Annotated in this window: 16 protein-coding genes; 11 read left to right on the forward strand and 5 right to left on the reverse strand. The window is 66.7% G+C overall.

Annotated elements, in window-relative coordinates; all coding sequences use genetic code 11:
• Positions 1-107: 107 nt before the first annotated feature.
• On the forward strand, positions 108-1688 hold the full coding sequence (gene norR / locus ASC78_RS02130) for a nitric oxide reductase transcriptional regulator NorR (RefSeq protein ID WP_055795667.1): 1581 nt from the start codon (positions 108-110) through the stop codon (positions 1686-1688).
• Here the strand turns inward: norR and ASC78_RS02135 are convergent.
• On the reverse strand, positions 1677-2801 hold the full coding sequence (locus ASC78_RS02135) for a substrate-binding domain-containing protein (protein ID WP_055795668.1): 1125 nt from the start codon (positions 2799-2801) through the stop codon (positions 1677-1679). The genes norR and ASC78_RS02135 overlap by 12 nt on opposite strands.
• Positions 2802-2924: 123 nt before the next feature.
• On the opposite strand from ASC78_RS02135, the gene ASC78_RS02140 reads away from it, so the two are divergent.
• From ASC78_RS02140 to ASC78_RS02180, 9 genes are read left to right on the forward strand one after another with little or no spacing between them, the layout of a single operon-like run.
• The gene (locus tag ASC78_RS02140; protein ID WP_055795670.1) at positions 2925-3389 is read left to right on the forward strand and encodes a formate dehydrogenase subunit gamma; all 465 of its coding nucleotides are present in this window, start codon (positions 2925-2927) and stop codon (positions 3387-3389) included.
• Positions 3386-4942 (forward strand): formate dehydrogenase beta subunit, encoded by a 1557-nt coding sequence (locus ASC78_RS02145; RefSeq protein WP_055795672.1) that lies wholly within the window; start codon positions 3386-3388, stop codon positions 4940-4942. Before ASC78_RS02140 ends, ASC78_RS02145 begins: the two co-directional genes overlap by 4 nt.
• Before the next feature lie 28 nt (positions 4943-4970).
• Positions 4971-7853: a formate dehydrogenase subunit alpha gene (gene fdhF / locus ASC78_RS02150; RefSeq protein ID WP_055795674.1), complete on the forward strand. Its 2883-nt coding sequence runs from the start codon at positions 4971-4973 to the stop codon at positions 7851-7853.
• Positions 7850-8686 carry a formate dehydrogenase accessory sulfurtransferase FdhD gene (fdhD, locus tag ASC78_RS02155; RefSeq protein WP_055795676.1) on the forward strand — a complete coding sequence of 279 codons (837 nt, stop codon included), beginning with the start codon at positions 7850-7852 and terminating at the stop codon, positions 8684-8686. Before fdhF ends, fdhD begins: the two co-directional genes overlap by 4 nt.
• An 11-nt stretch (positions 8687-8697) precedes the next feature.
• Positions 8698-8922 carry a formate dehydrogenase subunit delta gene (locus ASC78_RS02160; RefSeq protein ID WP_055795678.1) on the forward strand — a complete coding sequence of 75 codons (225 nt, stop codon included), beginning with the start codon at positions 8698-8700 and terminating at the stop codon, positions 8920-8922.
• A 46-nt stretch (positions 8923-8968) separates the two neighbouring features.
• Positions 8969-10189: a hypothetical protein gene (locus ASC78_RS02165; RefSeq protein ID WP_055795680.1), complete on the forward strand. Its 1221-nt coding sequence runs from the start codon at positions 8969-8971 to the stop codon at positions 10187-10189.
• A gap of 51 nt (positions 10190-10240) precedes the next feature.
• Entirely contained in the window at positions 10241-10924 is a 684-nt protein-coding gene (locus tag ASC78_RS02170) for a Vgb family protein (protein ID WP_055795682.1), read from the forward strand.
• 18 nt (positions 10925-10942) lie between these two features.
• Complete coding sequence (locus ASC78_RS02175; RefSeq protein WP_055795684.1) at positions 10943-11740, forward strand: DUF899 domain-containing protein; 798 nt, start codon at positions 10943-10945, stop codon at positions 11738-11740.
• 21 nt (positions 11741-11761) lie between these two features.
• A complete protein-coding gene (locus tag ASC78_RS02180; RefSeq protein WP_055795685.1) occupies positions 11762-12358 on the forward strand; it encodes a hypothetical protein in 597 nt (198 codons plus the stop codon).
• A 23-nt stretch (positions 12359-12381) separates the two neighbouring features.
• Here the strand turns inward: ASC78_RS02180 and ASC78_RS02185 are convergent, their stop codons facing one another.
• The 4 genes from ASC78_RS02185 to ASC78_RS26800 form a co-directional block, all read right to left on the reverse strand.
• Positions 12382-13362 (reverse strand): tripartite tricarboxylate transporter substrate-binding protein, encoded by a 981-nt coding sequence (locus ASC78_RS02185; protein ID WP_055795687.1) that lies wholly within the window; start codon positions 13360-13362, stop codon positions 12382-12384.
• A 55-nt stretch (positions 13363-13417) separates the two neighbouring features.
• Positions 13418-14920 (reverse strand): aldehyde dehydrogenase family protein, encoded by a 1503-nt coding sequence (locus ASC78_RS02190; protein WP_055795689.1) that lies wholly within the window; start codon positions 14918-14920, stop codon positions 13418-13420.
• Between the two features lie 47 nt (positions 14921-14967).
• Complete coding sequence (locus tag ASC78_RS02195; protein ID WP_055795691.1) at positions 14968-16557, reverse strand: GMC family oxidoreductase; 1590 nt, start codon at positions 16555-16557, stop codon at positions 14968-14970.
• Positions 16558-16788: 231 nt separating this feature from the next.
• The gene (locus ASC78_RS26800) at positions 16789-17817 is read right to left on the reverse strand and encodes a helix-turn-helix domain-containing protein (protein ID WP_162246076.1); all 1029 of its coding nucleotides are present in this window, start codon (positions 17815-17817) and stop codon (positions 16789-16791) included.
• Positions 17818-18037: 220 nt separating this feature from the next.
• On the opposite strand from ASC78_RS26800, the gene ASC78_RS02205 reads away from it, so the two are divergent.
• Positions 18038-18565, forward strand: coding sequence for a 2,4'-dihydroxyacetophenone dioxygenase family protein (locus ASC78_RS02205; protein ID WP_055795694.1), 528 nt, complete (start codon positions 18038-18040; stop codon positions 18563-18565).
• The last annotated feature ends 2 nt before the right edge of the window (positions 18566-18567 follow it).

Here is an 18567-nt window from a genome sequence, read left to right on the forward strand (position 1 = left end):
GTTCCCTCTCACGTTCCGTGCCAGCCGGCCGGCCCCTCGCAAGTGCCCGTGGGCACTGGGGATTCTCAATGCGTGGTCAAATTCGCAACAGAACCAACGTTGCGTTTATGACCACAGACAGTGTCAATCGGACCACGGCGAGCGAAGGCAGCCGCTATCGCCCGCTCCTTGCCGCGGCGCGCGAACTCGTCCGGTGCGACGCCGCCGCGCTGCTGCAGCTCGACGGCCAAGTGCTCAGGCCGATCGCGGTGGATGGGCTGAGCGACGAGACGCTGGGGCGTCAGTTTCCGATCGCATCGCACCCGCGCTTCGCACGCCTGCTCGAAAGCGACCGGGGCTTGCGCTTCGCCCACGACTGCGGCCTGCCCGATCCCTATGACGGCCTCGTCGCGGGACAGCCGGGCATCCTGCCCGTGCACGACTGCATGGGGGCGCCGCTTCGGCTGCGCGGTGTGGTCTGGGGCTTGCTGACACTGGACGCGCTCGAGCCCGGCGCGTTCGAGACCGTGACGCCGGCGCAGCTCGACGCCATGGTCGCGCTGGTCGAGACCGGTATCGAGGCCGCCCACACGATCCAGGAAATGGAAGCGCGCGCCCTGCGCGAGCACGCCGTCGCACAGGCCCTGCGCTCGGGCCGCGGCACCACGCGCGAGCTGCTCGGGAGCAGCGCCGCGATGAAGCAGTTGTGCAGCGAGATCGACACGGTCGCGGTGTCCGACCTCACGGTGCTGCTGCTCGGCGAGACCGGCGTGGGCAAGGACCTGGTGGCGCAGCGGCTGCATGCGCATTCACGGCGCCGCGAGCAGCCGCTGGTGCAGGTGAACTGCGCGGCGCTGCCCGAGTCGCTGGCCGACAGCGAGCTGTTCGGCCACAAGCGCGGCGCATTCACCGGCGCGGTGCAGGACCGCGACGGCAAGTTCGAGATCGCCGACGGCGGCACGCTCTTTCTCGACGAGGTCGGCGAACTGCCGCTGACGGTGCAGGCCAAGCTGCTGCGCGTGCTGCAAAGCGGCGAGGTGCAGCGGCCGGGCAGCGACCGGACCCTGAAGGTCGACGTGCGCGTGATCGCGGCCACCAACCGCGACCTGCCCGCCGCCATTGCGCAGGGCCGCTTCCGCGCCGACCTCTACCACCGGCTCTCGGTCTATCCGCTGGTGGTGCCGCCGCTGCGCGAACGCGGGCGCGACGTGGTGGCGCTGGCCGGCGGCTTCCTCGAAGAGAACCAGCATCGCCTGGGCGCGCGCAACCTGCGGCTGTCGCCGGCTTCGAAGGCCGCCCTGCTGGCGCACAGCTGGCCCGGCAACGTGCGCGAACTCGAGCACGTGATCAGCCGCGCATCGCTTCGGGCCTTCACGGAGCAGCGCCGCGGCGCGCGCTGGACGGCGATCGAGCCGCATCACCTGGCGCTCGACGCTGCGGCAGTCGGCATTTCGGAGGCGCTGTCTGCGCCGCCCCTGCCCTCCCCCGCGCCCACGGCGGTTCCAGCAGGCGACCAAGCGGGCCTTGCCGCCGCGGGCGGCACGCTGCGCGAAGCCACGGAAGCCTTCCAGCGGGCGTGGCTTGCGGACGCGCTGGCGCGGCACCACGGACACGTGGCCAACGCCGCGCGCGAGGCCGGCATCGACCGCAGCAACTTTCATCGGATGCTGCGCAAGCTCGGCATGAAGCCGTCCGCGTCAGGCGCTTGAACGCGCGCCGCGCTTCGGGGCCGGCGTCGGCGCTGGCGCCGGCCGAAGCGATTCGAAGGCCTCCGACAGCGACAGCACGCGGCCGCAGTTCACCGCCTGGTAGCCCGGCAGCCGGTTCACCGCCTCCTGGTAGGCATCGCTGCGCAGGATGGCCAGCATCCGCTGCACGATGGGCGCGGTGAGCGAGCGCTCGTCGCACAGCAGGAAGTAGCGCTCCACCTGGTTGGAGATGAAGTCCAGCTTGAACTGGCGCGCCGGCGTCTCCACGCCATAGCCCGCATCGGCCATGCCGCTGGCCACGAAGGCCGCCACGGCCGCATGCGTGAACTCGCATTGCTCGTAGCCCTTGATCGTTTCGGGCGCGATGCCCTGCTCGCGCAATTGCAGGTCGAACAGGTAGCGCGTGCCCGAGCCCGCCTGCCGGTTGATGAAGCGGATACCGGGACGCGCCAGATCGGCCAGCGTGTAGATCTTCTTCGGGTTGCCCGGCGCCACCATCAAGCCCTGGTGCCGCGTGGCCATGCCGATGACTTTCTGCGTGTCGGGGTTGAGCCAGGCGCCGTAGTGGGCGATGGCTTCGGCCTCGAACGCCCCCAGCGGCACGTGAAAGCCCGCCACGTCGCAACTGCCGTGGTGCAGCGATGCCACGGCTTCCTCGCTGCCGCAGTAGCGCAGATCGCCCGGCACCTGCGCCGCGGCCAGGAAGCCGTGCAGCGCCTCGATGGCGAAGCCGTGGCTCGCGTGGATGCGCAGCAGCGTGGGCGCGGTGGGAATCAGCTTCTCGATCTCGGCGCCGAGTTCGGAAGCCAGCGAATCGAGCAGCGGCGACAGGCGCGCCGTGATGCGGCGGTCGGCCCACACCAGCTTTTCGCCCAATGGGGTGAGGCTGGAGCCCTTGCCGCGCTGCATGGCCACCAGCGGCTGGCCGAACATGGTTTCGCCCTGGCGGATGAGCTCCCAGGCATGGCGGTAGGACACGCCGCTTGCGGTGCACGCGCTCGACAGGCTGCCGTGCTCCAGCACCTTCACCAGCAGTTCGATCACCCGCGGCGCCAGCGCCGCGCCGTCGGGCTGGCGAATGGTCCATTGCGGCTTGATGTGCACTTCATGCATGAGTTTCGGCTTTTGAAAGCATATTTATTGGGTTGTGCGCTTCATATTGTGGCGTCTTCAGTCGCTCCATACACTCGCGCAACCACGAATATCGCAACTCCGAATTTAGGAGGTTGAAGGCATATGCAAAACCTGGGCATCGCGACCACCATCGCCGCCGCGCACAAGGATGTTCCCGGCGGGCTGCTGCCCGCGCTGCACGGCATCCAGGATGCGCTGGGGCACATCCCGCCGGAGGCCGTGCCCCTCATTGCCGAGCAGTTCAACCTGTCGCGCGCCGAGGTGCATGGCGTGGTCAGCTACTACCACCACTTCCGTTCCGCGCCGGCCGGCCGCGTGCTGGTGCAGGTCTGCCGGGCCGAAGCTTGCAAGTCCATGGGGGCGGATGCGCTGCTCGCGCATGCGGCGGATCGGCTGGGCTGCGACGTGCACGGCACCTCGGCGGACGGCCAGTGTTCGCTGGAGCCGGTGTTCTGCCTCGGCCTGTGCGCCTCGTCGCCGGCCATCGCGGTGAACGACGAGGTGCATGCGCGCATCACGCCGGCGCTGTTCGACGCCATCGTCGAAGAAGCACGGAGCGCCTCATGACCGTCACCCTCTATGTTCCACGCGACTCCGCGGCACTGGCCGTCGACGCCGAGCGGGTCGCCCGACGGATCGCGGCGGAAGCCCGTGCGCGCCATGCGGATGTGCGCATCGTGCGCAACGGCTCGCGCGGCCTGTTCTGGCTGGAGACGCTGGTCGAAGTGGCCACGCCGGCGGGCCGCGTGGCCTACGGCCCGGTCTCGCCGGCCGATGTCGCCGGCCTGTTCGATGCCGGTTTTCTTGCCGGCGGCGCCCATGCGCTGAACCTGGGCCTGACCGAAGAGATTCCCTACCTGAAGAAGCAGGAGCGCCTGACCTTCGCCCGCATGGGCGTGACCGATCCGGTTTCGGTGGCCGACTATGAGGCGCATGAAGGCTTTGCGGGACTGCGCCGCGCGCTGACGCTCGCGCCTACGCAAATCGTGCAGCAGGTGCTCGATTCCGGACTGCGTGGCCGCGGCGGCGCCGCCTTCCCGGCCGGGATCAAGTGGAAGACCGTGCTGGCCGCGGAGGCGCCGCAAAAATACATCGTCTGCAATGCGGACGAAGGCGACTCGGGCACCTTCTCGGACCGCATGACGATGGAAGGCGATCCGCTGATGCTGGTCGAAGGCATGGTCATCGCCGGCCTTGCGACCGGCGCGACCGAAGGCTACATCTACGTGCGTTCGGAATACCCGCATTCCATCGCCACGCTGAACGAGGCCATCCGCAACGCGGAGCAGGCGGGCTTTCTCGGCGACGACATCCTGGGGTCGGGCCGCCGCTTCCGCCTCATCGTGCGCAAGGCGGCCGGCGCGTACGTGTGCGGCGAGGAGACTGCGCTGCTCGAAAGCCTGGAAGGCCGCCGCGGCATCGTGCGCGCCAAGCCGCCGCTGCCGGCGCTGCAGGGGCTGTTCGGCCAGCCGACCGTGATCAACAACGTGATCACGCTGGCCTCGGTGCCCCTCATCCTGGCGCGTGGCGCGGACTTCTACAAACACTTCGGCATGGGCCGCTCGCGCGGCACGCTGCCGTTTCAGCTGGCCGGCAACATCCGGCATGGCGGCCTGGTCGAAAAGGCATTCGGCCTGAGCTTGCGCGAACTGCTCTACGACTTCGGCGGCGGCAGCGCGAGCGGCCGGCCGATCAAGGCGGTGCAGGTGGGCGGTCCGCTGGGTGCCTACGTGCCCGAATCGCAATGGGATCTGCCGCTCGACTACGAGGCCTATGCGGCCGTGGGCGCAGTGGTCGGGCACGGCGGCATCGTGGTGCACGACGACACGGCCGACATGTCGCAGCTGGCCCGGTATGCGATGGAGTTCTGCGCGATCGAGTCCTGCGGCAAGTGCACCCCCTGCCGCATCGGCTCCACGCGCGGCGTGGAAGTGATCGACAAGATCACCAGCAACCAGAACCGGCCGCAGCAGGTCATTCTCCTGCGCGACCTGTGCGACACCATGCTGCACGGTTCGCTCTGCGCCATGGGCGGCATGACGCCCTACCCCGTGCTGTCGGCCATCAATCACTACCCCGAGGACTTCGGCATCGAAGCCCCCGACCGCGCTGCGGCCTGACCGGCAAGACGAACAGGAGACACACCCCATGCTGAACCCATCGCAAGAGATCGACTACGGCACGCCCAGGCGCGAGTCCACCGAGGAAGTCACACTCGAGATCGACGGCACGCCGGTGACGGTGGCCAAGGGCACCTCGCTGATGCGCGCGGCCGTCGATGCCGGCGTGCAGGTGCCCAAGCTGTGCGCGACCGACAGCCTGGAGCCCTTCGGCTCCTGCCGGCTCTGCCTGGTGGAGATCGATGGGCGCAAGGGCTATCCGGCGTCGTGCACCACGCCGGCCGAGGCCGGCATGAAGGTGCGCACGCAAAGCCCGAAGCTGCAGGAACTGCGCAAGGGCGTGATGGAGCTCTACATCTCCGACCATCCGCTCGACTGCCTCACCTGCGCCGCCAACGGCGACTGCGAGCTGCAGGACATGGCCGGCGTGACCGGGCTGCGCAATGTGCGCTACGGCGACGGCGGCGCCAACCACCTGAACAATGCTAAGGACGAATCCAACCCCTACTTCACCTACGACCCGTCCAAGTGCATCGTCTGCAACCGCTGCGTGCGTGCGTGCGAAGAGACGCAAGGCACCTTCGCGCTCACCATCAGCGGCCGCGGCTTCGAGTCGCGCGTGTCGGCGGGGCAGGACCAGCCCTTCATGGAATCCGATTGCGTGAGCTGCGGCGCCTGCGTACAGGCCTGCCCCACCGCCACGCTGCAGGAGAAGTCGGTGATCTGGCTGGGCCAGCCCGAGCACAGCGCCATCACCACGTGCGCCTACTGCGGCGTGGGCTGCGGCTTCAAGGCCGAGATGAAGGGCAACGAAGTGGTGCGCATGGTGCCCTGGAAGGACGGCAAGGCCAATGAAGGCCATTCGTGCGTGAAGGGCCGCTTCGCTTGGGGCTACGCCACTCACAAAGACCGGGTACTCAAGCCCATGATCCGCAGCAAGATCACCGACCCGTGGCAGGAGGTGAGCTGGGACGAAGCCGTCAATTACGCCGCCAGCGAGTTCCGCCGCATCCAGGCCAAGTACGGCACCGATTCCATCGGCGGCCTGGTGTCCTCGCGCTGCACCAACGAAGAGGGCTACCTGGTGCAGAAGCTGGTGCGCGCGGCCTTCGGCAACAACAACGTCGACACCTGCGCGCGCGTGTGCCACTCGCCCACCGGCTACGGGCTGAAGCAGACCATGGGCGAATCGGCCGGCACGCAGACCTTCAAGTCGGTCGAGAAGTCGGACGTGATCATGGTGATCGGCGCCAACCCGTCGGATGGTCACCCGGTGTTCGCGTCGCGCATAAAGCGGCGCCTGCGCGCCGGCGCTCGGCTGATCGTGATCGACCCGCGCACCATCGACTTGGTGAAGTCGCCGCACGTCAAGGCCGACCATCACCTCAAGCTCAAGCCCGGCACCAACGTGGCGGTGATCAGTGCGATGGCGCACGTGATCGTGACCGAAGGTTTGGTCGACGAAGCCTTCGTGGCCGAGCGCTGCGAGGCCAAGTCGTTCAACGAGTGGCGTGAATTCGTCGCGCGCCCGGCCAACTCGCCCGAGGCGATGGAACCGGTGACGGGCGTGCCGGCCGCCGACCTGCGCGCCGCCGCGCGGCTCTTCGCACTGGGCCATGACGGCAAGCGGAATGCCGCCATCTACTACGGCCTGGGCGTCACGGAGCACAGCCAGGGCTCGACCATGGTGATGGGCATCGCCAACCTCGCCATGGCCACCGGCAACGTGGGCCGCGAAGGCGTGGGCGTGAATCCGCTGCGCGGCCAGAACAACGTGCAGGGTTCCTGCGACATGGGGTCGTTCCCGCATGAGTTGCCGGGCTACCGCCATGTGTCCGACAGCACCGCGCGCGGCAGCTTCGAATCCGCGTGGGGCGTGGAGCTGCGGCCTGAACCGGGCCTGCGCATTCCCAACATGTTCGATGCCGCCATCACCGGCAGCTTCAAGGGCCTGTATTGCGAAGGCGAGGACGTGGTCCAGTCGGACCCGAACACGCAGCACGTGGCCGAGGCCATGATGGCGATGGAATGCATCGTGGTGCAGGACCTGTTCCTGAACGAAACCGCCAAGTACGCGCACGTGTTCCTGCCGGGCGCGTCGTTCCTGGAGAAGGACGGCACCTTCACCAATGCCGAGCGCCGCATCTCGCGCGTCACCAAGGTCATGCCGCCCAAGGCCGGCTATGCCGACTGGGAGGTGACGCAGCTGCTCTCGAATGCGCTGGGCTACCCCATGAACTACGCGAGCGCCGAGGAGATCATGAACGAGATCGCCGCGCTCACGCCGACCTTCACGGGCGTGAGCTACGCCAAGCTGGCAAAGCTGGGCAGCGTGCAGTGGCCGTGCAACGAGGCCGCGCCGGAGGGCACGCCGACCATGCACATCGGCGAGTTCGTGCGCGGCAAGGGCAAGTTCATCATCACGCAGTACGTGCCGACCGACGAGAAGGTCACGCGCATGTACCCGCTGATCCTGACCACCGGGCGCATCCTCTCGCAGTACAACGTGGGCGCGCAGACCCGCCGCACCGAGAACAACCAGTGGCACAGCGAGGACCGGCTGGAAATCCATCCGAACGACGCCGAGGACCGCGGCATCGGCGAGGGCGACTGGGTCGGCATCAAGAGCCGGGCCGGTGAAACCGTGCTGCGGGCCACCATCACCGAACGCGTGCAGCCGGGCGTGGTGTACACCACCTTCCACTTCCCCGAATCGGGCGCCAACGTGATCACCACCGACAACTCCGACTGGGCCACCAACTGTCCCGAGTTCAAGGTGACCGCGGTGCAGGTGATGCCGGTGATGCAGCCTTCCGAATGGCAGCAGGAGTACAGCCGGTTCAATGCCCTGCAGGAAGAGCTGCTGAACAAGCGGCTCGAACAGGCGGCAGAAACGGCGGCAACCAAATGAACCTGGCCGACGTACCGCTGCGGCCTGGAGGCGCGGAGCTCTTGCCCGTGCGCGGCGTGCGCGCACGTCAGGCTTTCGACAACCGCGACTGGGTGGCCGTGGAGGTGCCGGTCGCGCTGGAGTTCAATGGCATTGCGCACGCCGTGATGCTTGCAACGCCGACCGACTTGGCCGACTTTGCGCTGGGCTTCGCGCTCAGCGAGGGCATCCTGCTCGGGCGCGGTGAGCTCTACGGCATCGAGGAGGAGTTCGCGCCCGAAGGCATCACGCTCAAGCTCGACGTGGCGAGCGCGGCCTTCGCGCGGCTGAAGGAACGCCGCCGCTCGATGGCCGGACGCACCGGCTGCGGGTTGTGCGGCACCGAAAGCCTGGCGCACGTCGCGCGTGCGCTGCCTCCCCTGCCGCGCGGCCCGGCGCTTTCGAAGAACGCCGTCGCCCGCGGCATGCGGGAGCTTGCATCGCTGCAGGTGCTGCAGAAGGTCACCGGCGCCGTGCACGCGGCGGCCTGGTGCACCGCGAATGGCGAAGCCCTGCTGGTGCGCGAGGACGTCGGGCGGCACAACGCGCTCGACAAGCTCGTGGGCGCGCTCGCAAAAAGCACGGTGGATGCCGCCACGGGCTTCATCGCCGTGACCAGCCGCGCGAGTTTCGAGATGGTGCAAAAGACCGTCGCAGCCGGCGTGCCGCTGCTGGCGGCGGTGTCGGCCTCGACCTCGCTGGCCACGACGGTGGCGCTAGACGCCGGCCTGACGCTGGCGGGCTTCGTGCGCGGCGACGACCTGGTCATCTACACCCACCCGTGGCGGCTGAACGGCTCGCCTGCCAACGTCTGAGGTTTTCTGCAATGCACGTCGAACAGTTGATTCGCATGGTGAACCAGATGGGCAGCTTCTTCGAAGCCATGCCCGACCGCAGCGAGGCCCTGCATGACCTGGCGCAGCATCTCAAGCGATTCTGGGAGCCGCGCATGCGCAGGGAGCTGCTCGCGCACCTGGATGCCGACGGATCCGGGGAACTGAACCCGGTCTCGGCCGAAGCGATCCGGATTCACCGGGCGCTGCTCGAATAGCGCGTCCGCCCGTATCCAGCGCTGCGCCCCGGGGTAACCTCGCGGCATGGATTCCCTGATTGCCGCCTCCGCGCGCGCGCTCGCGGCCGGCGACGCACTCGGCGCCCTCAAGCGGGTCGCCCTGCGCGAAGACCCGCCCGCGCTGGCCCTGCGCGGCATCGCGATGGCCCAGCTGGGCGAGCATCCGCGCGCGCGCGAACTGCTGCGGCGCGCCAGCCGCGGCTTCGGGGTCCATGAAGAACTGGCGCGCGCACGCTGCGTCGTGGCCGAGGCCGAGGTGGCCATGGCCATGCGCGATTTCGGCGGCTCGCCGCGCGCGCTGGCGGCGGCGGCGGATACGCTCGATGCGCACGCTGACCGCGCCAATGCGTTGCAGGCGCGGCTCATCGCGGCGCGGCGGCTGCTGCTGCTCGGCCGATTGGAAGCGGCCGCGGCTGCACTGGCGCCGCTGGACGCACGCGACCTGCCTCCTTCGCTGGCGGCGGTGGCCGAACTCACCACGGCAGAACTGGCGCTGCGCTCGCTGCGCATCGGTCCGGCACGCGCTGCGCTCGCCCGCGCGCACGAGGCGGCCGGCCGCGCGCGCGTGCCGGCGCTGCTGGCTGAGGTTGCGGAGACGCAGGCCGCACTCGACCGCCCCGCCGCCCGGCGCCTCTTTCCCGGTGGCGAGCAGGCGCTGCGTCTGGGTGAAGTCGCGGCGCTGCTGGCATCGAATGCGCTGGTGGTCGACGCCTGCCGCCGCGGCGTGGGTGCCAGCGATTCTTGGCGGCCGCTGGCGCGCCGGCCGGTGCTCTTTGCACTGGCGCGTGCATTGGCCGAGGCGTGGCCCGGGGACGTCGATCGCGAAGCCTTGATCGCTTACGCGTTCAACACCCGCCGCCCGGACGAGACGCATCGCGCGCGCCTGCGGGTCGAGATCGGCCGCCTGCGCGCGCTGATCGCCCCGCAAGCCGGCATCGAGGCCACGGCACGCGGCTTTGCGCTCAAGCCGCGCGACACACGCGACGTGGTCGTGCTCGCACCGCCCATCGACGGCGAGCAGGCCTCTCTGGTGGCGCTGTTGTCCGATGGCGCGGCGTGGTCGACCTCGGCGCTCGCGCTGGCATTGGATGCGAGCCAGCGCACAGTCCAGCGCGCGCTCGTCGAGCTGGAAGCCGAAGGCCGGGTGCGCTCGATCGGCCGGGCGCGGGCGCAGCGCTGGCTGGCACCGCCGCTCGCGGGATTCACGACGATCTTGTTACTCCCCGCCGCGCTGCCGATTGAATAGAGTTGTCTCCACGGCACCGATCCCGGCGCCCGCCCACACAAGGAGCAACTGATGAACAGCACCACAGCCAGCAAGAAAGACAAGTCCCCGGTCGTGCCGCGTGCGGCCGAGATCGTGCGTGAATACGGGCCCTTTGGCGGTGACGGCAGCGTGGCCGGCGTGACCCACGACGGCCAGCGCGTCTGGGCGGCCGCGGGGACGAAGCTGGTCGCCTTCGATCCTGCGAGCGGCGAGACCACGCGCACCCTCGATTGCGTCTGCGATGCGGGTACCGCCTTCGACGGCACCTATCTCTACCAAATTGCCGAGGCGCGCATCGACAAGATCGATCCGGCCAGCGGCAAGGTGCTGTCATCGATCCCCGCGCCCGGCCACGGCGGCGACTCGGGCCTGACCTGGGCCGAGGGCAGCCTGTGGGTCGGGCAGCATCGCGATCGAAAGATCCATCAGATCGATCCGGTGAGCGGCGCAGTGTTGCGCACCATTGAATCGAACCGCTTCGTCACCGGCGTGACCTGGGTCGATGGCGAGCTGTGGCACGGCACCTGGGAGAACGACGAGAGCGAGCTGCGCCGCATCGACCCCGCCGACGGCGCCGTGCTCGAGCGCCTGGAGATGCCGCGTGGCGCAGGCGTGAGCGGGCTCGAGTCCGATGGCGCCGACCTCTTCTATTGCGGTGGCGGCGGCAGCGGCAAGGTCCGCGCCGTGCGGCGCCCGAGAGCCACCAAGGCCTGACAAGCGAAGGAGAAACGCATGAACACCGCCATCGCCGAAACCAGTGCCGCCAACCATCCCGTCGTGTCCAAGGACCGATGGCTCGCCCAGCACAAGGCGCTGCTGGCGCGCGAAAAGGAACTGACCCACCTGCGCGACCAGATCGCCCGCGAGCGTCGCGCGCTGCCGTGGAGCCGCATCGACAAGAGCTACGTCTTCGACACACCCGAGGGCCCGCGCGCGTTGGCCGACCTGTTCGAAGGCCGGCGCCAGCTGCTGGTGCAGCACTTCATGCTCGGCCCCGATTGGGAGCAAGGCTGCCCAAGCTGCTCCTTCATGTCCGATCACCTGGACGGAATGAAGGTGCACCTGGAGAACCGAGACGTCACGCTGTTGGCCGTCTCGCGCGCGCCGCTGGACCAGATCGAGCGCTTTCGCCGTCGCATGGGCTGGCAGTTCAAGTGGGTGTCGTCGCATGGCAGCGACTTCAACTATGACTTCAACGTCAGCTTCAAGCCGCAGGAGTGGGCCGATGGCAAGGGCGAGGTCTACTACAACTACAGCGTGCGCCCCTTCCCGGCGCAAGAGGCACCCGGCATCAGCGTGTTCTACAAAGACGATGCGGGCGAGGTCTTTCACACCTACTCGACCTACGAGCGCGGCGTGGAAGCCATGATGGGCACCTACAACCTGCTCGACCTCACGCCCAAGGGAAGGAACGAACCCAACCCGGTCCATGCGATGGACTGGGTGCGGCACCACGACCGCTACGAGTCCCCGGCGTCGGCCGCGAAGCCGGCGGCCGCTGCGGGCTCGTGCTGCCACGGATCCGACTGAACCTGTCCTCGAGAGCGTCTCATGGCAAACCTTTGGCCATGGCTCGTGGTGGCAGGCGTCGGTGCCCTTCACGGCCTGAACCCCGCCACTGGCTGGATGTGGGCCGCGGCCTGGGGTGTGCGCTCGCGCGACCGCACGCAAGCCTTGCGGGCGCTGGTGCCGATCGCCATCGGGCACGCCGCCTCGGTGGCGTTCGTGGCCGCGGCGGTGGCCTTCGGGCTGTCGATGGACCGCGTCGTGCTTCAGATTTCGGCTGGCGTGCTGATCGTCGTCTTCGCGGCGCTTCACTTGTCGAGCCGCACACCGGGTGCGGCGCGCGGGCCGGCCGGTCACGCCGGGATGGCGGTCTGGTCCTTCATGATGTCCACCGCGCACGGCGCGGGCCTGATGCTGGTGCCGGCGCTGATCCCGCTGTGCATGGGTGACGCGTCGGCCCGCGAGATCGGCGCATCGGGCTCGCTGCTGCTGGCGTTCGCGGCGGTCGGCGTTCATACCGCGGCCATGCTGGCCGTGACCGGTGCGATCGCGGTCGGTGCCTGCCGCGGCTTCGATGCCGGCGCGCGCTGGCTGTCGAAGCTCAAGCGGAAGCCGTCAGCTGCGCCCGCGCATCGCTCTTGACCCGGCCCATTCGACGAAACGTATCAGGACTCCGCCGTAAAGCCGACGAGTTTGATCAAGCGGCGCCATTCCTCGGTATCGGCCTTGATGAGGTCGGCCAGAGCTTGCGGAGTGCTGGATTTCGCAGTCATGCCGACGTCTCCCAATGCAGCGATCATTTCCCCCTGCGCCAGAACTGGCTGAACATAGGCAGCTGCGCGACGCACGATATCTTGTGAGGTCCTTCCCGGAAGGAACAAGCCAAACGACTCCGTGGCCGTGATTGCATATCCCTGCTCACGGTACGTGGGCACTTCGGGAACGAACGCGTTGCGGCCATTCCCCGAAACAGCGATGAGTCGAAGCCTTCCGCTTTTGAGATGCGGCAGGAAGCTTCCCACGGTCGATGAATAAGCGGACACCTGGCCGCCCATCAGGTCCTGCAGTCCGGGCGCGTCTCCGCGATAGCCGACATGCGTCAATTCGGTGTTTGAAAGCTTGGATAGCAGGATGCCAAGCAGATGGGGCGTGGAGCCTGCGGCGGGCGAGCCAAAGTTGGCGTGGGTCGGATTCGCCTTGCACCAGGCGATGTAGTCCTTGATACCCCGTACGCTCGCAGGTACTGCCGGGCCCACGGCGAACCCGAAGGCGAACGAGCAGATCGAAGACACGGGCGCCACGTCCTCTGCGACGTAGGGGAGCTTGCGGTAGGTAAAGGGATAGACGGAGAACGGCGCGGTGGGCGACAACAGCAAGGTGTTCCCATCCGGCGCACTGTCCTTCAGCGCCGAAATGGAAATTTGCATGGCCGCGCCTGGCTTGTTTTCGACCACGACGGTGTTTGCGTAGCTGCCTCGCAGCTTTTCGGCCAAACGTCGCGCCACCGCGTCCGTGGCGCCTCCTGGCGGAAAGCCGACCAGTATTCTCGCGAGCGGCGTGCCTTGCGAATGCGCATCGCGCATCGGGGTCGTGCCGAGGGCCGCCATGGCGGCGAGCTGGCTTGCAAATGTGCGGCGTGTGGGCATCTCTTTGTCTCCTGGCGTTGGCCGTCGGCCTTGTTCTTGTAGATAGAGCGGCACGCTAGATGGACATGCAGACGCTCTTCTGTTCCGTATAAGACTCGACCGCAGCGCGACCAAGATCGCGGCCGAAACCGCTTTGCTTGTAGCCACCGAATGGCAGGTTCGCGTCGAGCAGGTTGTGGGTGTTGACCCAGACCGTGCCGGCCTTGATGCGGGGGATCATCCGGTGCACGGCGGACAGATCGTTCGACCACACGCTGGCTGTCAGTCCGAACGGGGTGTCGTTGGCCTGGCGGATGGCGTCCTCCACATCGTCGAATGGCATGGCGACGAGCACGGGTCCGAAAACCTCTTCGCGCACAACCTGCATGCCGGGGTTCACGTCGACGAACACCGTGGGCTTGATGAAGCAGCCGGCATCGCGTGCGCGCTCGCCCCCGGTCAGTGCCGTGGCTCCGTCGCGGAGTGCGCCGTCAATGAAACCCATGACCCGGTCGAAATGGCGGCGTGAGACAACGGGCCCCAGCTGCGCGGTCGCGTCGAACCCGGAGCCGATACGCATTCCCTCTGCCTGGCGTGCCACTTCGTTCACGACCTGGTCGAACAGGCTGCGGTGAACATACAACCGCGAACTTGCGGCGCAGACCTGGCCCTGGTTGAAGAAGATGCCCATGGCGGCGCCTGCGGCGGCGGCGACAGGGTCGGCATCCGGCAAGACGATCATGGGAGACTTTCCACCCAACTCCAGCGTGAAACGTGCCATGCGGTCAACCGCGGTTCGGCCGATGGCACGTCCGGTTTGCGTGCTGCCGGTAAAGCTGATCTTGTCGACACCCGGGTGCGCGCACAAGGCTGCGCCAGCGGTGCTGCCTCCACACACGACGTTGAGTGCACCCGCGGGAATGCCCGCCTCCAGCGCGAGTGCGGCCAAGCGCAAGGCGGTCAACGGCGTCTCGGGCGATGGCTTGAGCACCACGGTGCATCCCGCTGCCAAGGCAGGTGCAATCTTCCAGAGCGCGATCGCCAGCGGGAAGTTCCAGGGCACGACCGCGCCGACCACGCCGACGGGTTCGCGCTGCGTGTAGGTGTGGTAGCGGGCTCCTGGCGGAAACGGAATCGAGGGCTGCAGCGTGCTGCCTTCGAGCTTGGTGGCCCAGCCGGCCATATAGCGCACGAACTCGGCAGAGAAGCCCACGTCGATCATGCGCGCAACACCCTGCAACTTGCCACTTTGCAAGGTTTCCATGGCGCTCAGTTCGTCCGCGTGATCTTCGATCAGTTGGGAGAGGCGGAACAAGGCGCGCTCGCGGTCAGCGGGCCGCATCCTGGACCAGGCGGAGTCCTCCAATGCCCTTCGCGCCGCCGCGACTGCGGCATCCACGTCGCCCGCGTCACTGTCGGGCGTGGTGGCCACGACCATTTCAGACGCGGGATCGACGACATCGATGCGCTTGCCGCTGCGGGATTCCCGGAATACGCCGTCGATGAAATTGTCGAAGCTGCGCCGCGAGAGGAAGCCGATGCGTGCCAACTCCTGCTGGGAAAGGTCTTTGGGGTTCATGGTGCGGGATGTGGTGGTTGCTGAACAGAGAGAAGAGATCGCACCGCTCAGCGGCCGAGCATGAACTCGGCACCGCGCTCAGCGATCATGATGGTGGGCGCATTGGTGTTGCCGCTGCAGATGGTGGGCATCACCGAGGCATCGCACACGCGCAGGCGTCCCACGCCGCGCACGCGCAGCCTGGAATCGACGACAGCCATCGGGTCGCTTCCTATCCGGCAGGTGCCCACGGGGTGATAAACGGTCTTGGCGTACTGGCGCACGAACTGCTCCAGTTCGCTGTCGGGCAGATGCTCCTGAGGGCCGGGGTAGATTTCCTCGGCGACAACCTTGCGCAGCGAGGGCATCCGCATGATGCGGCGTGCCAGCTTGAGGCCGCGCACGAGCGTATCCACGTCTTCCTGCTCCGACAGGAAGCCTCCATCGAACTGAACCGGATCCATGGCATTCGCACTGATGGCCCGCACGCATCCACGCGACTTCGGGCGCAAGAAGCAGGGGTCGATCGAAATGCCATGCACCTCCGGCATGGGGCGGTCCACGTCGCCCACCAGAACAGGCAACACGTGGAACTGCACATCAGGACGTCCAGTTCCGGCTGTGTCGACGAAGCCGCCGCTCTCGACCACGTTGGAGGTGAGAAGGCCAGTCTTGAACAGCTCCCATTGCACGCCGTGCTTCAAAGCCGTGAGGCCCTTGTCCTGGCCGAGCAGACTGATCGGCTCCTTGCAGCGGCCATGCGCAATGATTTCCAGATGGTCCTGGAAGTTCTCGCCTACGCCCGGCAGGTCGCAATGCACCGGGATACCCAGTTCCCGCAGCAATTCGCCCGGGCCGATGCCCGACACCTGCAGCAGCTTGGGCGACGCGAGTGCACCCGCGCTCAGCACGACCTCGCGGTTGGCAAGCGCCTTCACCGTTCCACCATCATCTCGGCGGTACTCGACGCCGGTCGCGTTGCCATCCTCGATGATCACGCGCAGCACATGGGCACCATTGACCACAGTGAGCTTCGGGTCGCCGAGCACGGCGGCAAGGTACGTCGCCGCCGTGCTGCCGCGCGTGCCGTTGATCGTCGTGGTCTGGTAGAAACCTACGCCTTCCTGGGTGCCGCTATTGAAGTCATCGTTGTACGGAAGGCCCGCCTCCTGCGCGGCCTTCAAGAACGCCAGGCTCAGAGGGTGCCGGTACTTCGTGTCGCTGACTTGCAGAGGGCCGTCGGTGCCATGCATCTCACCGGAGAAGCGCATGTTGCTCTCGGCTCGCTTGAACGCAGGCAGGACATCCTTCCAGCCCCAATCGGCGCAGCCGGCGTCGGCCCATGCGTCGTAGTCCGCGGCCGCGCCACGGATATAGATCATTGCGTTCAGAGAACTGCCGCCACCGTTCATGCGCCCCTGCGGCACATACATCTTGCGGCCGTTCGCGTGCGGCTGAGGGATGGTTTCGTAGACCCACGAGCGCTCCGTCCCGATGACACGAACAAATGTCGCCGGCATCTTCACAAACTTGCTCGCATCGGTCGGACCCGCCTCGAGCAGCAAAACGGAGTGACCCGCCTTGACGAGGCGGTGCGCGATCACACATCCGGCCGAGCCGGCTCCGACCACGATGTAGTCGACAACTTGAGTCTCCAATGTCTGTCTCCGGTCTTTTTAGGTACTGAGACAGATGGTCGATCGACAACCAGTTCGCTCAAAGGCAATCCGCACCGAGTGCGCTCTGAATCAACTCAGAGGACTCGATGGGACAGTCAAGCCGACGCGAAGGGGATTGAGACACGCGTGCAACTGCGCAAGTTGCAGGGTTCATCGCCCGCTAGCAGGTACTTCTTTGCGGTGTTGCGAGACAGGCCTGTGCCTGAAAATTCACCTGCCTCGCGAATCTTTCGATCCGTCGAACAGGCTTGCGCTGGACGGGGCCTCGCGATACTGCGTTGGAGTCAATCCGTAACGCTGCTTGAACTCGCGGGCGAAGTGCGCTTGCGTGGAGAAGCCGCAGTCCAGCGCGATGTCGCCGATTGACCTGGAAGCGTAAGCGGCGTCGGCGAGCTTGCGTTGCGCCAAGGCAAGGCGCTCCTGCCAGATCCACTGCGTGACGCTGCGCTCGTATTTCTCGAACATCCGGTTCAGATTTCGCAACGACATGGCCACGTGGTTTGCGACCGCTTCGGCGTCGAGTTCGCGATTCCCCAGGTGTTCGGCGATAAAGCGCTCGGCCCTTAAGAGTCGCAGAGCGTTGACGTCATCTCCTCGAGGCGCGTCATGCGCCGACGGGCGAAGCAGCATCCGCAACCTCGCGCGAATTTCCTCATGCAAAGCTGGAGCGGTATCGGCAAGCGGGTTGTCTATGAAACCAATGATCCCGTCTCGCAATGGCTGTGTGAGCAGCTGTCCTGCACGAAGGCTGCCATCGATCTTGAGTAACGAAACTCGCGAAATGTCGTCGCCGGACTCGAACAGTTCGTCTGCCTTGACGTCGATCAGCAACTGGCGCATGGGCCGCGTGAACCCATACAGGTACGGCTTCGCCGTGCTGTAGATGATGAGGTCGCCACTGCGGACTAGGTCACAACGGCCGGACTGGTAAAAAAAGGCCTCGCCTTCCAACAGCAGACAGGCAAAGAGCGAGTTCTTCGGATGGCGGCGAACGATGGGCATCGTGCGCTCCACCACGTGTTCGTTTCCGACGATCTCGGCGATGCGCAGCGCGCTCAAATCGAAATTCCGCTGCCGCGCGTTGAGGCCTTCTTCTGCATAGGAAGAACAGCGCAGGCCGACCAGTTCGGACGCGGTATACGACTCCCAGTAGCGCAAGCGCTCTCGCGCCGGCGCGAACTCCGTTGCGCCTTCCCTGAAGGGGACGCAACGACCCTTCTCCGTGGCGGTGGATTGCATGGTGTGGACGACAGGCCGACTGCAGTACAGGAGCGTACAAAGGTTCTCGAAATCCATCTTATCTGTCGAACGGCTGCAGCACGTGGCTGCCCCATCAGGGGAATCCCTAGGGGCATGCCGATTGTCCAAGTCAGGCAAACAGATCGTCCCGCCTGGAACAGCGTCTGCGTTCGTTCGCAGACAAAGTCGCGTCTCCACACCTGTTTGCACGGAGACGACGATGAATGCCGAAACTGAGTTCTGGCGGGGTATTCCCCCGATCGCTAATGTGTTCAAGCCCGACGCCAAGCCGGAGGTGCACATTCCCGATGCAGCGACGGACGACCTGCGCTACTACGTGCCCTTCAGCGAAACCGTGTCCTCACGCCCGCTGTGGATCTCGCCCAGCGAGAACAGGTGGGCCGATGTGCTGCGTTCCGACAAGCCGGGCCTTGTGAACCGGCATTACCACCCGCACGAGGTCTTCGCGTACACGATCTCGGGCAAATGGGGCTATCTCGAACATGACTGGATCGCAACGGCCGGTGACTTCGTCTACGAGACGCCGGGTGAGGGACATACGCTGGTTTCGTATGAGCACGCCGATCCGATGCGGGTGTTCTTCATCGTGAAGGGACCCCTGATCTGGCTCGATGAGAACGGCGGATCGACCGGCCACTTCGACGTGCACGACTACATCCAGATGTGCCGCGAGCACTATGAGAAGGTCGGTATCGGCGCCGCGTACGTCGACACGCTGTTCCGCTGAGC

The organism is Variovorax sp. Root318D1, from assembly GCF_001424835.1.
Taxonomy (GTDB): Bacteria; Pseudomonadota; Gammaproteobacteria; order Burkholderiales; family Burkholderiaceae_C; genus Variovorax.

Excerpts from the sequence above, each read along its gene's own strand:
- norR (WP_055795667.1), top strand. The coding sequence starts at position 108 with ATGACCACAGACAGTGTCAATCGGACCACGGCGAGCGAAGGCAGCCGC.
- ASC78_RS02135 (WP_055795668.1), bottom strand. The coding sequence starts at position 2,801 with ATGCATGAAGTGCACATCAAGCCGCAATGGACCATTCGCCAGCCCGAC.
- ASC78_RS02140 (WP_055795670.1), top strand. The coding sequence starts at position 2,925 with ATGCAAAACCTGGGCATCGCGACCACCATCGCCGCCGCGCACAAGGAT.
- ASC78_RS02145 (WP_055795672.1), top strand. The coding sequence starts at position 3,386 with ATGACCGTCACCCTCTATGTTCCACGCGACTCCGCGGCACTGGCCGTC.
- fdhF (WP_055795674.1), top strand. The coding sequence starts at position 4,971 with ATGCTGAACCCATCGCAAGAGATCGACTACGGCACGCCCAGGCGCGAG.
- fdhD (WP_055795676.1), top strand. The coding sequence starts at position 7,850 with ATGAACCTGGCCGACGTACCGCTGCGGCCTGGAGGCGCGGAGCTCTTG.
- ASC78_RS02160 (WP_055795678.1), top strand. The coding sequence starts at position 8,698 with ATGCACGTCGAACAGTTGATTCGCATGGTGAACCAGATGGGCAGCTTC.
- ASC78_RS02165 (WP_055795680.1), top strand. The coding sequence starts at position 8,969 with ATGGATTCCCTGATTGCCGCCTCCGCGCGCGCGCTCGCGGCCGGCGAC.
- ASC78_RS02170 (WP_055795682.1), top strand. The coding sequence starts at position 10,241 with ATGAACAGCACCACAGCCAGCAAGAAAGACAAGTCCCCGGTCGTGCCG.
- ASC78_RS02175 (WP_055795684.1), top strand. The coding sequence starts at position 10,943 with ATGAACACCGCCATCGCCGAAACCAGTGCCGCCAACCATCCCGTCGTG.
- ASC78_RS02180 (WP_055795685.1), top strand. The coding sequence starts at position 11,762 with ATGGCAAACCTTTGGCCATGGCTCGTGGTGGCAGGCGTCGGTGCCCTT.
- ASC78_RS02185 (WP_055795687.1), bottom strand. The coding sequence starts at position 13,362 with ATGCCCACACGCCGCACATTTGCAAGCCAGCTCGCCGCCATGGCGGCC.
- ASC78_RS02190 (WP_055795689.1), bottom strand. The coding sequence starts at position 14,920 with ATGAACCCCAAAGACCTTTCCCAGCAGGAGTTGGCACGCATCGGCTTC.
- ASC78_RS26800 (WP_162246076.1), bottom strand. The coding sequence starts at position 17,817 with ATGCAATCCACCGCCACGGAGAAGGGTCGTTGCGTCCCCTTCAGGGAA.
- ASC78_RS02205 (WP_055795694.1), top strand. The coding sequence starts at position 18,038 with ATGAATGCCGAAACTGAGTTCTGGCGGGGTATTCCCCCGATCGCTAAT.